Source organism: Trichococcus ilyis, assembly GCF_900109135.1.
GTDB lineage: Bacteria > Bacillota > Bacilli > Lactobacillales > Aerococcaceae > Trichococcus > Trichococcus ilyis.
The window spans coordinates 90,911-102,796 of sequence record NZ_FNYT01000005.1; the positions used below are offsets into that span (position 1 = coordinate 90,911).

Here is an 11,886-nt window from a genome sequence, read left to right on the forward strand (position 1 = left end):
CTCAACTCCGATGAAGCAATGCTCGTCGGAGAATGCACCACATTATGGCCGCCGAACTCCGGCGAAGCCTCCGCCCACAAACAGATCCTAATGCCGGATGCACCGGCAAGTTCGGCAAGTCGCAGCTTTGAACATTAGGTCCGGAACAGGCTTATTTTCGCCTGAAATCACTGGTACTTTTCACCCGACTGCAATCAAAACCTTTTCATCCCCCAAAATCATTCTATAATGAAGGTGAGCACATACCGACTATCAAGAGATTAGCAATAGGCAAAGGAGCATGAGTATGACAAACTATCAGATCGCTTTTTTTGACATCGACGGCACTTTGGTCGATTCCCGCAACCGCAAGCTCAACATGAGTGAAATGGTGCCCGAATCCACAAAAGAAGCCATCAGAAAGATCCAAGCGGCGGGAATCATTCCGGTGATAGCTTCCGGGCGCTACAAAGAAGCGGTTGTGGACCTGGCTTCCTTGTTGGGCATCGACAGCATGATCACCTCCAACGGGCAAGAGATCATCCTGAACGGCAAGAGCATTTACCAGAATTGGATCGAACAGGATGTGGTGGAAGATATCTTCAGTGCCTTCGAAGAACGCGGGATCGATGTGTTCTACGACACCGCTCACGGCATCTTCAGCTCCGCCGGCCGAAAGGACTTGATTGACCGGGGAGCCCCGATCCGCTTCCTCGAACCCGGCGAATGCCCGACAAAGGTGATGCAGATACTGGTTGATACGGATGATCTTGAGGGCATCAGCAGTTGGGTGACGAATCTGAAGGTCGTCAAGACCACCCCAGTAACCCTGGATATCCTGCCCCATAATGTCTCGAAAGCTTCCGGAATCCAGCACCTGCTGGACATACTTGCCTTGCCGGCGGAATCCGCTGTGGCTTTCGGGGATGAGCAAAATGACCTGGAAATGTTCGATGCGGTGGGAACTGCCGTCGCGATGGGGAATGCCATCGACGAGCTGAAGGAAAAAGCCGATTTCGTCACCCGGGAAGTGTGGCGGGACGGCATCTATTATGCCTGCCAGCACCTGAAGCTGTTTCCGGAAGACTGATGCCCCGGAAACGCGCGAACTGTCGAGAAATCCGGATTCTGTCGGCTGTTCGGTATCTATCGCATCCTCAACAGCCGACAACCAGCCCCATACCCGAAGTTTGGCAAGACAAAGAAGAGCCGCCTCAAATTATCGAGGTGGCTCTTCTTTGTTGTGGATAACCTTATTTTTGGACAAATTCGGATTATCTGCATTTTTTGAAAAAAGTCGTTGTTTGGATCAGGACTGGATTATTGGAACAATTTTTTGTACATTGCGATCGTTTCTTCCAATGTCGGCGTGAACGGATTACCTGGTGCGCAGGCATCGATCATGGCATTTTTGGACAGGTATTCGTAGTCGAACTCCTCTTCTTTTATTCCCAGCTCATTCAATGATGTTGGAATGCCGACGACTTTGGACAAGCGTTTGATTTCTTCGACTGTGTAATCCGCGCAGGCCTGATCGGATACTGCATCCGTAACGGCCATCCCTAAAGCTTTCGCCACTTTGCGGAAACGCTCAGGCGCGAATTTGGCATTTTCAGCTTCCACGATCGGCAACAACATCGCGCAGCAGACGCCGTGCGGCAAGTGGTAAACGGCTCCCAGTTGGTGCGCCATCGAATGCACATAGCCTAGGCCGGCATTGTTGAAGGCCATTCCGCCCAGGAAGATGGCATTGACCATCTTGTCGCGCGCATCCAGATCCGTGCCGTTTTCGACAGCTTTCGGCAAATACTCGCGGATCAATTCGATCGCGCCGGCTGCCAGGACTTCCGTCACAGCGTAAGCGCCCGGCGTTACCATCGATTCGATCGCATGGGTCAGCGCGTCCATTCCGGTTGCGGCCGTCAATGATTTCGGCATCGTCAGCATCAGTTCAGGATCGTTCACGGAAATCTTCGCCAAGCTGTTTTTGTCGACCATGACCATCTTCACTTTGCGTTCTTCATCGGTGATGACGTAGTTGATTGTGATTTCTGCGGATGTTCCGGCAGTCGTGTTGATCGCCACAACCGGCAAGCCGGCTTTCGCTGATTTGTGCAAGCCTTCGTAATCCTGCGGTTTGCCGCCGTTCGTCAGGATGATGCTGATTGCGCTCGCTGCATCCTGAGGGGAGCCGCCGCCGAAGGAAATGATGAAGTCGCAGTTTTCCGCTTGGGCCATCGCTACGCCTTCATTGACGTTTTTGCAGGTCGGGTTCGGATCGACATCAGCATAGATCACATAGTCGATCGCCGCGTTGTCCAATTCCGCCAAAACGACGTCAATCATGTCGCTTTTGGCCAGGAAGTTATCCGTTACGAACAAAGCTTTCTTGTAGCCAAGGTCCTTCACATAACCGCCCATCTCCTTGATGCAGCCTTTTCCGATAAGGTTTATTGCCGGTACATAAAAAGTTGCCATTTTCGATTATCCCCTTTTGATATGATTAGACGTTCAAGTAGCCCGCTCTTGGTGTTACCGAGAAACGTTTGCCCAGATTGCTCAGTTGTTCGTCGGTGATTTCCTGGCGGATGCCGCCTTGCGATTGCACAAGTGTGTAAACTGTCGCTGATTTTTCGGCCGTTTCGACCAAACCGAAGCACTCTTCCAGATCTTTTCCGGCTGCGTACAGTCCGTGGTGCGGCCAGACGATCAGACGGTATTCCTTCATTTTTTCAGCAGTCGCTTCGCCGATTTCGTTCGTTCCCGGCATCAACCAAGGCAGGATGCCCACGCCTTCAGGGAACACGACCAATGATTCGGTGCACATTTTCCAAAGGATGCGCGTGAAGCTTCTTTCATCCAACTCGCAAGAGAAGGACATCGCCAACAAGTTGGTTGCGTGGCAGTGGTAGACGACGCGGTTTTCGGGATCTACCGACAAGCGCGCAATGTGCGACATCAAATGCGCAGGCAATTCGCTGGTAGGAGCCGCTCCGTTTTCGTGGCCCCATAACAGATCCACGCTGTTGCCTTCCGCAGTCACTTTCAGGATTCCCAAAACATCAGCCGGGTCATGGATGACGTTTTTGAAGAATTTGCCTGTTCCGGTTACCAGGAAATATTTCCCGGCCAGGGCTTTCCCGTCGAAAGCGATCGGGATGTTGCGTTTGACTTCGTTCAGGTCCAGATAGTCCGTCAGTTCCTCTTCCTTCAGCAAGTAGGACAGGTTGCCGCTGTTTCTTTCGTGCCAGCCGAATTTGTACATGACGTCCGTCAACAGCATGACTTCTTTGATGAATGGTGCTTCCAAAATGTTTTTCATTTTTATGATTTCCCCCTTAGTTGCGTTCCGTAAGAATTTTTTGTTCGTAGTCTTTTACTTCCTTCAGCCATTCCGTACCTGCAGGAACGCTTTGTTGTTGGCAATAGTAATCCCAGATAGCGCCGAATGGGTAAGATTTCATTTCTTCCGTGACAGCCAAACGGGTCGTGAAGTCGCCTGTGCTTTCGGCGTCCTTCAATGTATCGATCGGGCTCAGCATGCCAAGCAGCAAGGATTTCAACGTACTGCGCGCGCCGATGACCATCGCTGCGACACGGTTGATCGTTGCATCGAAGAAGTCCATGCCGATGAACGTTTTGTCCAGCAAGTCATTGCGGACCAAGGTTTCGCCGATGCGGGTAGTCGCTTCATCCAGGATGACGACATGGTCGGAATCCCAACGGATCGGGCGGCTCACGTGCAGCATCAAGCCTTTACCGAACGGCAGGAAGGCAGTGAATTTATCGGAAACATCCTCGGTCGGATGGAAATGTCCGGCATCGATCGTCCACAAAATGTCACGCGTCAGAGCGTAGGACAGGTAGAAGTCATTGGAACCGGTCGTGAAGCTTTCTGCCCCAATACCGAAAAGTTTGCCTTCGACTGCATCCAGCATGTGCGCATCGTCGAATTTCTCTTCCAAACATTGATCCAACGCATCACGCAGGCGTACGCGCGGCGACATTTTGTCGATCGGGTTGTCTTTGTAGCCGTCCGGAATCCAGATGTTGTTCACGCAAGTTTGGTTCAGTTCTTCCCCGAAATAAGCGGCAACTTTACGGCTGCGTTTCACGTGCTCGATCCAGAACGCTTGTGTTTCAGGGTCATTGCTGGACAAGGTGCCGTCCGTCGATTTCGGATGCGAGAAGCAAGTCGGGTTGAAGTCCAGCCCAAGGCCTTTTTCTTTCGCCCATTCTACCCATTTTTCGTAGTGCTTCGGTTCGATCTGGTCCAGATCGATTTTTTCGTCCGTATCGACGTAGATGGCATGCAAGTTGACTTTATGGTTGCCGGGGATCAGGCTCAAGGCTTTGTCCAAGTCGGCACGCAGTTGCGCCGGCGTTGTTGCTTTGCCCGGGTAGTTGCCGCTGACGGAAATCCCGCCGGTCAAGGCTTGGTCTGGGAACATGAATCCCAATACATCGTCCCCTTGCCAGCATTGCAAGGAAACCTTGATTTGGCTCAATTTATCGAGCACGGCATCAGTATCGACACCGATGGCGGCGTATTTCTGTTTTGCTAATGTGTAGGCTTCTTCGATAGGTTGTGTCATTTTTCTATACTCCAATCTTTTCTTCGTATTTTTTTAAATGCTCCCGGTCAGCGATTGGGTTCGGTGGATATTCTTCAACGTGGATCTGGGTGCGCAGCCATTCTCTGGCTTCCGCCAGGTTTTTGAACTCATCGGTCGCGATCATCTGCACGAGCAGGTTGCCGATTGCGGTTCCTTCGGTAGGACCGGCAACGACCAGCTTGCCGGTGACATCGGCAGTCAGCTGGTTCAGCAGTTTGACGTTCGCGCCGCCGCCGACGATGTGCAGCACTTCGATCGGTTCCAGCGTCAGCTGTTCGATTTTTTTCAGTTCATGCGCATAGGCCAAAGCCAAGTTGCTGTACACGCACATCACCAATTCTCCTGTCGTTTCCGGCACGATTTCGCCCCGCTCGCGGCAGTAGGCTTGGATCTCCGCGATCATGTTTTCCGGATTGAGGAAGCGCGGATCGTTCAGGTCGACATACTGCAGGAACGGTTCGACCGCATAAGCCAGCTGCGCCATTTCGGCGTAGGAATGGCGGTAATCCAGGTTGCGCGCGATTTCCTGCACGAACCACATGCCGGTGATGTTCTTCAGGAAACGGTAGGTGCCGTAAGCGCCCCACTCGTTCGTGAAGTTCGCTTCGTAAGCCGGGCGGCCGTTTATCGGTGCGTCGTTTTCGACCCCGATCAAGGACCAGGTTCCGCTGCTCAGGTAGGCCCATTTCCCGCCCAGTGCCGGCACGCCGACGATTGCGGATGCCGTATCGTGCGTCGCCGCAGCGATCACTTCGATCTGGGGCAGGTCATAGGTTTCCACCAGCTCCGCCTTTACATCGCCGATTTTCGTTCCTGGTGCAACCAATTGCGGAAACTTATCTCTCGGGATGCCCACAAGTTCCAGCAGATCCGCATCGAACTCGCCGGTTTCGAGATTCAGCATCTGCGAAGAGGACACGTTCGTCACTTCGCCGACCATCGCTCCGGTCAAGCGGTACTCCAGATAATCCGGAATCATCAGGATTTTGTCCGTCCTGGCCAACAAGTCCTTGTCCTCTTCATACAGTTGATACAACGTGTTGAAGTCCAGGAACTGGATGCCCGTTTTGGCGTAGATCGTCTCCTTGGGGATTTCTTGCGCCACTTTTTCGATCGTGTCCTTCGTGCGTTCGTCCCGGTAACTGATCGGGAGCTGCAGCAGCTGGCCGTCCGTTCCGATAAGGCAGTAGTCGACCGCCCATGTGTCGATGCCGAGATGGCATTCCGTCACGCCGAGCGCCTTCAGTTTGGAGAGCCCGGTCAAGATTTCTTCGAAAATGGTCTCGATGTCCCATCTGTCGGATCCGTCGATGCGGCTGAAGCCGTTTTTGAAACGATGCACCTCCTGCAAATCCATTTGTTTATTGTCTATTTCCGCCAGCATGATGCGCCCGCTGGAGGCGCCGATATCTATCATTGCATAGTACTTCATTTACTTGTTTCACACCTCCGTCTTGTAATTGTTTACATTACTATTAAACAACTTCCGGATGTATGCTACAATGTCACTGAATGAGTTGTGAGTACCAAATATACAGGAGGTGTTGGGATGGATCTGATTGCGCTGTTGTCGCAGGAGTCTGCCATCGAAAAGGAGCAGAAAAAGCGGCATAAATTCGTGCCCGATCTGCCGGAACTGGAGGGTTCGTCGATCCGGGCCCCAAAAATCAAGGAGCATCTGTTTTTCGAAAACAAGGATATCTACATCAGCAAGCACAACCGCTACGCCGCCTATCCCGAGCACTCGCACCAGTTCCTTGAGCTCAATTACATCGTGAAAGGCGAATGCCGCCAGATCATAAACGGGATCCCATATCTTTTGAAGGAAGGCGATATCCTGCTGATGGACACCGGCAGCGCGCATTCCATCGAAGCGCTCGGCAAGGACGACCTGCTTTTGAACATCCTTTTCAACAACAAAAGCATCTCGATCAACTGGCTGATGAACATGAACCACAACGACAGCATCCTCTACAAGATTCTGCTGACGAACAATCCGCTCGACACGCAGGCGGCGAATTTCATCCTGTTCCGCAACGACCAGAACGAGCACATCAAGCAGATCGTCAACAACATGGCGGACGAATATTTCTTCCCGAAAGTCTTTTCCGGCAAGATCATCAGCAGCTATCTGCCGATCCTGCTCTACGAATTGGCGCGCTCGCTGCCGCATGAATACAGCGAAACGTTCAGCAAAAAGGACCCCTTTTACGAGGTCCTCCAGCTGATCGATACCGAGTTCACAACGCTGACTTTGGACGAAGCGTCCAAACGGTTGAACTTCAACAAAAATTACCTGAGCAACATGATCAAAAAGCGCAGCGGCCAGACGTTCACGGAACTGCTGAATGAGAAGCGGCTGCTGAAGGCCAACCTGCTGATCGAGTCCACCGAACTCCCGGTCCAGACGATCCTGACCGAAGTCGGCTTCTCGAACAAAACCTATTTCTATACGTGCTACAAGAACAGATTCAACTGTCTGCCTTCGGAAGTGCGGAAAAAATAACGTACACGGTCGCCGCTTGTCGGATTCTTCTCGGTTATCCGACAAGCTCCAAACACTCGAACCAAATCTAAAAAAAAAAACGAAAAAAGTGAAGGCCAGCACCAGAAAAATGGAGCTGGCCTTCACTTTTTTATTCGTAGCCGTTCGGATTGTTCTTTTGCCAGTTCCAGGAATCGCGGCACATGTCCGCCAAATCCTTCGTCGCGGTCCAGCCCAGTTCTTCTTTTGCTTTCGTCGCATCCGCATAACAGGTCGCGACATCGCCGGGGCGTCTGTCGACGATCACGTAAGGGATCTCGATGCCGTTCGCCTTCTTGAAGTTGTGCACCAAGTCCAGCACGCTGTAGCCGATGCCGGTGCCGAGGTTGTAGATGCCGACGCCTTCGGTTTGCTTGATTTTGTCCAGAGCCTTGATGTGGCCCAACGCCAAGTCGACGACGTGGATATAGTCGCGCACGCCGGTGCCGTCCGGTGTATTGTAATCATCCCCGAAGACGCTCAGTTGCGGCAGTTTGCCGACCGCCACTTGCGTGATGTAAGGCATCAGATTGTTCGGGATGCCGGTCGGGTCTTCGCCGATCAGGCCGGATGCATGCGCGCCGATCGGGTTGAAGTAGCGCAGCAAAGCGATGCTCCACTCGGAATCGGAAACGGCAACGTCCTGCAGGATCTGTTCGATCATGACTTTCGTGTAGCCGTATGGATTCGTCGCGCTTGTCGGCAAGTCCTCCGTCAGCGGCGACACGTTGTTCATGCCGTAGACCGTCGCCGAAGAGCTGAAGACGATTTTTTTGACGCCATGGCTGCGCATCACGTCGCACAAAATTAAAGAACTCGTGATGTTGTTGTGGTAGTACTCGATCGGTTTGGCGACCGATTCCCCCACCGCTTTGTAGCCGGCGAAATGGATGACCGAGTCGATATCCTCTTTTGCGAAGACAGCGTCCAACGCTTCGCGGTCCAACACGTCCACTTCATAGAAAGTCGGTGTTTTTCCGGTGATTGTTTTGATCCGGTTCAACACTTCCGGTTTGCTGTTCGAATAGTTGTCGACGATGACCACTTCCTGGCCTGCGTTCAATAATTCCACTACGGTATGGCTGCCGATGTAGCCGGCGCCTCCAGTCACTAATACTGACATTTTATCCCCTCCACTTTCACTCTAAAGTTCAATGCAACTTTCCGATGAAACGGCGGAACGCTTGCTGGCCTTCGGGGGTGCGTTTGAACACACCGGCATCCTCCAGCACCCGCAAAAAGGCCGCGCCTACCGCTTGCTGCACCACATCCGCGGTATCAGCACCGCTCCGGTCCTTCGTTTCCGCCAAACCTGCAACCCACTCCTTGTGGTAGGTAGCGATTTCCGCCGTCTCTCCATTGAGATGATTTTCGATTGCAATCAATTCATCCTTCAGGCGCGGCGGCAAAATGGCCAGCCCCATCACTTCGATCAGGCCGATGTTCTCTTTCTTGATGTTCTGCACATCCGGATGCGGGTGGAAAATGCCGTCCGGAAATTCAGTCGAAGTCCGGTTGTTGCGCAGCACCAGATCCAGTTCGAATAAACCGTCCCTCATGCGCGCGATCGGCGTGATTGTATTGTGCGGCGTGCCATCGGTCGCCGCCAGGATGTCGGCCGCTTCATCCGAATAGCCCCGCCATGCATCCAAAATAAATTCTGCGGCTTCCGCCAATTCTTCCGCATCCTTCCCGGCAAGCCGGATGACGGACATCGGCCACTTGACGATGCCTGCTTGCACCGACGCGAATCGATCCAGTTCGAACGGCAATTCGATCGGCGCTTCCGCCATCGCGAAGGTGTGCCGGCCGCCCTGGTAATGGTCATGCGACAGGATTGAACCGCCGACTATCGGCAGGTCCGCATTCGATCCGACGAAATAGTGCGGGAATTGCGTGATGATCCCGAGCAGCTTCCCGAAAGTATGCTTGTTCAGTTTCATCGGCGTGTGCTCCTCCGATAAAAAGATGCAGTGCTCCTCGTAATAAGCGTAAGGCGAATACTGCAGCCCCCACTTCTCGCCGTTCAAAGGCATGCGGACGATGCGGTGGTTGGCGCGGGCCGGATGATCGATGCGACCGGCATAGCCTTCATTTTCCATGCAGAGTTGGCAAGCCGGATACGCGGAGGCAGGCGCATGTTTCGCCAGCGCGATCTGCTTCGGATCCTTTTCCGGTTTGGACAAATTGATCGTGATTTCCAGGTCGCCGTAATCGGTCCGGTGGGCAAATGCGATATTTTTGGCGATGCTGCGGGTTTTGATGTAATCATTGTTTTGGCTCAGCTCGTAGAAATAGTCGGTCGCGGTTTCCGGATTTATTTCATAAAGTTCCCAAAAACGCTTGTTGATGACGGAAGGCAGAGGCGTGATCAAAGACATGATCTGCGCCTCCAGCGTCTCCCTTGCGTACTGGTAGTCCGCGATTTCACCGTTTGCGGCCGCCCAATCCACCAAGCGATCCAGCAGATCCAAACGATCCGGCAAAGTTTGCGATGGCGCCAGCTGCGTATCCAAGTCTTCCTTTCCGATCAGGGCCAGCAGCAGATTGCGCAACGCAATCCTGTCCAGCGCATCCGTTTCCCCGTTTGCGATGCCCGTTTCCACAAAATCGACAACAGCCTGGTCGATCGCATACACTGTCTCATTTATCGTCATTGCGAACGCTCCTTATAACCGTTTTGCGCCATCGCTGATTTCGGCGATGTAGAATTCTGCTGGGTAACCGATCGCTGCTTCATAAGTCTTGCCGACATTTTCGATGAAGGCCGGGATGGCAGCCTTTTGGACGATTGCGATTGCGCAGCCGCCGAAGCCGGCTCCGGTCATGCGTGCGCCCAACACTCCCGATTGATCCCAGGCAGCTTGGACCAATGTGTCCAATTCGATGCCGGTCACTTCATAGTCGTCGCGCAAGGAAATGTGCGACTGGTTCATCAGTTGGCCGAATGCATCCAATTCGCCGGCCTGCAGGGCCGCTTTGGCTTTCAGCGTGCGCTGGTTTTCCGTGACCGCATGACGTGCCCGGCGGTACAGCACATCGCTCTCCAGAACCGCTTTCGCATTTTCGAACGTTTCTTCATCAAGTTCGCCAAGGCTGCCGATCGACACGACCGTCTGCAGCTTCGCCAAGGCTTCTTCGCATTCGCTGCGGCGTTCGTTGTACTTGGAGTCGACCAATTCGCGGCGTTTTTTTGTGTTCATGATGACGATCGCGTGGTCGCCCAATTCGACAGGGACCAACTCATATTCCAACGTATTGCAGTCCAGCAGGATCGCTTTGTTTTCCTCGCCCATCCCTACGGCGAACTGGTCCATGATGCCGCTGTTCACTCCGATGAACTCGTTCTCGACGCGCTTGCCGGTTTTGATCAGATCCAGGCGATCCGCGTTCAGGTTGAAGAGGTTATCCAAAACGACGCCCATCAACAGTTCGAGGGAAGCGGAAGAAGAAAGGCCCGATCCGTTCGGGATATTGCCGAAGATGACCATATCCATGCCTTCCGGGATGACATGACCGGCTTCCTTCAGATAGCGCAGCATACCTTTCGGGTAGTTGGCCCAGCTGTCCGCTTTTTTATGATCCAAATCGGCCAAATCGAAACTGATGACGCCGGCTTCCGGGAAGTTTTCCGAATAGAGGCGCACTTGCTTCAGATCATTTTTTGCCGCAACCGCATAAGTCCCCAATGTGATCGCGCATGGGAAAACATTCCCGCCGTTGTAATCGGTGTGCTCGCCGATCAGATTGATCCGTCCCGGCGCGAAAAATGCTGTGTAGTCCCCTTTGCCGAACAATTCCTCAAATTTCTGCTTCAATCCTGTCAATTCCATCTTCATCCGCTCCTTCTTGTTTTGAGTTTCGTTTTTTTGTTTTGTTTCCGATAAATATTTACTAGTTATTTTTACTAAATATTAACTAAATGAATTATAACCCCACAACAAAGAAGTGTCAAGCGGTTTTAAAGCGCTGTCATTTCCGGAGTTCAGAATCTGTTGAAATGCAAAAAACCGCAAAGAAAGACATCAGAAAGGCTTTCTTTGCGGTTTAACATTCAATTAGGCAGCTCAATTTGTAAGTATAAAAAATTCAACAAAAAACTTATTTGGAAATTGTGTTGAATAATGAACATAACTGCGGAACTGACGACTATTCGAGATTGACTTTCCCGACCCGCAACAGGTGCACATCATTCTCCATGCAGTAAATCCTGATCAAAACCGTCGCCAAGAAGCAGCTGTAGAGCGCAATCTGGCTTCCGGCCAACTGATATACAAAGATATAAAGGATGGCGCCCAGGATCGAAGCCAGCGCATAGACTTCTTTGCGGAATACATAGGGGATCTCCCGGGCGAACACATCGCGGATCAGGCCGCCGCCGGTTCCGGTCAATACAGCCAAAGTCACCACGACGTACCATTGCTGGAAGCCCATCTGCACAGCCACCTCAGCTCCGATGGCTGTGAACGCCCCAAGACCGATCGCATCAAAAAACTGCAGCATTCTCGACAACTTGGTGATGTGCGTATAAAAAAGGATGACGAAGCCGGCAGAAAGCAGGCTGATGAGTGCATAAAGCGGATTTTCCAATGAAGCCGGCAAAGGCCGATCAATCAGCAGATCCCTGACGATCCCACCGCCGACAGAGGTTGTGATCGCAAATATTCCTATACCATAATAATCAAGGTCCTTCTCGATCGCAGTCAGCGCTCCCGCCATAGCGAAGGCGACCGTCCCGATCATTTCCACAATCGAAATGAATGCCAT

General features: G+C 52.4%; 10 protein-coding genes. 2 read left to right on the forward strand and 8 right to left on the reverse strand.

Annotated elements, in window-relative coordinates; genetic code table 11:
• Positions 1–286 precede the first annotated feature (286 nt).
• Positions 287–1,069 (forward strand): Cof-type HAD-IIB family hydrolase, encoded by a 783-nt coding sequence (locus BMX58_RS04030; RefSeq protein WP_068622315.1) that lies wholly within the window; start codon positions 287–289, stop codon positions 1,067–1,069.
• 230 nt (positions 1,070–1,299) lie between these two features.
• On the opposite strand, the gene BMX58_RS04035 is transcribed toward BMX58_RS04030, so the two are convergent.
• The 4 genes from BMX58_RS04035 to rhaB are packed head-to-tail and all read right to left on the reverse strand — an operon-like array spanning position 1,300 to position 6,027.
• Positions 1,300–2,457 (reverse strand): iron-containing alcohol dehydrogenase, encoded by a 1,158-nt coding sequence (locus BMX58_RS04035; RefSeq protein WP_068622313.1) that lies wholly within the window; start codon positions 2,455–2,457, stop codon positions 1,300–1,302.
• A 25-nt stretch (positions 2,458–2,482) separates the two neighbouring features.
• Entirely contained in the window at positions 2,483–3,307 is an 825-nt protein-coding gene (gene rhaD, locus BMX58_RS04040) for a rhamnulose-1-phosphate aldolase (RefSeq protein WP_239420535.1), read from the reverse strand.
• 10 nt (positions 3,308–3,317) lie between these two features.
• On the reverse strand, positions 3,318–4,574 hold the full coding sequence (locus tag BMX58_RS04045; protein WP_068622309.1) for an L-rhamnose isomerase: 1,257 nt from the start codon (positions 4,572–4,574) through the stop codon (positions 3,318–3,320).
• 4 nt (positions 4,575–4,578) lie between these two features.
• Positions 4,579–6,027, reverse strand: coding sequence for a rhamnulokinase (gene rhaB, locus BMX58_RS04050; RefSeq protein ID WP_068622307.1), 1,449 nt, complete (start codon positions 6,025–6,027; stop codon positions 4,579–4,581).
• A 117-nt stretch (positions 6,028–6,144) separates the two neighbouring features.
• Here rhaB and BMX58_RS04055 point away from each other — a divergent pair, with 117 nt between their 5' ends.
• Positions 6,145–7,101 carry a helix-turn-helix domain-containing protein gene (locus BMX58_RS04055; protein WP_068622305.1) on the forward strand — a complete coding sequence of 319 codons (957 nt, stop codon included), beginning with the start codon at positions 6,145–6,147 and terminating at the stop codon, positions 7,099–7,101.
• 130 nt (positions 7,102–7,231) lie between these two features.
• Here BMX58_RS04055 and galE read toward each other — a convergent pair whose 3' ends face one another.
• The 4 genes from galE to BMX58_RS04075 form a co-directional block, all read right to left on the reverse strand.
• The gene (galE, locus tag BMX58_RS04060; RefSeq protein ID WP_068622303.1) at positions 7,232–8,242 is read right to left on the reverse strand and encodes a UDP-glucose 4-epimerase GalE; all 1,011 of its coding nucleotides are present in this window, start codon (positions 8,240–8,242) and stop codon (positions 7,232–7,234) included.
• Positions 8,243–8,270: 28 nt separating this feature from the next.
• Complete coding sequence (gene galT, locus BMX58_RS04065; RefSeq protein WP_068622301.1) at positions 8,271–9,776, reverse strand: UDP-glucose--hexose-1-phosphate uridylyltransferase; 1,506 nt, start codon at positions 9,774–9,776, stop codon at positions 8,271–8,273.
• Between the two features lie 12 nt (positions 9,777–9,788).
• Positions 9,789–10,952, reverse strand: a complete 1,164-nt coding sequence (locus BMX58_RS04070; protein WP_068622456.1) for a galactokinase — start codon at positions 10,950–10,952, stop codon at positions 9,789–9,791.
• Between the two features lie 316 nt (positions 10,953–11,268).
• The gene (locus BMX58_RS04075) at positions 11,269–11,886 is read right to left on the reverse strand and encodes a trimeric intracellular cation channel family protein (protein WP_068622299.1); all 618 of its coding nucleotides are present in this window, start codon (positions 11,884–11,886) and stop codon (positions 11,269–11,271) included.

Coding starts and splice junctions, on each gene's coding strand:
- BMX58_RS04070 (WP_068622456.1), bottom strand. CDS start 10,952: ATGGAATTGACAGGATTGAAGCAGAAATTTGAGGAATTGTTCGGCAAA.
- BMX58_RS04030 (WP_068622315.1), top strand. CDS start 287: ATGACAAACTATCAGATCGCTTTTTTTGACATCGACGGCACTTTGGTC.
- galE (WP_068622303.1), bottom strand. CDS start 8,242: ATGTCAGTATTAGTGACTGGAGGCGCCGGCTACATCGGCAGCCATACC.
- BMX58_RS04055 (WP_068622305.1), top strand. CDS start 6,145: ATGGATCTGATTGCGCTGTTGTCGCAGGAGTCTGCCATCGAAAAGGAG.
- BMX58_RS04045 (WP_068622309.1), bottom strand. CDS start 4,574: ATGACACAACCTATCGAAGAAGCCTACACATTAGCAAAACAGAAATAC.
- BMX58_RS04075 (WP_068622299.1), bottom strand. CDS start 11,886: ATGGCATTCATTTCGATTGTGGAAATGATCGGGACGGTCGCCTTCGCT.
- BMX58_RS04035 (WP_068622313.1), bottom strand. CDS start 2,457: ATGGCAACTTTTTATGTACCGGCAATAAACCTTATCGGAAAAGGCTGC.
- galT (WP_068622301.1), bottom strand. CDS start 9,776: ATGACGATAAATGAGACAGTGTATGCGATCGACCAGGCTGTTGTCGAT.
- rhaB (WP_068622307.1), bottom strand. CDS start 6,027: ATGAAGTACTATGCAATGATAGATATCGGCGCCTCCAGCGGGCGCATC.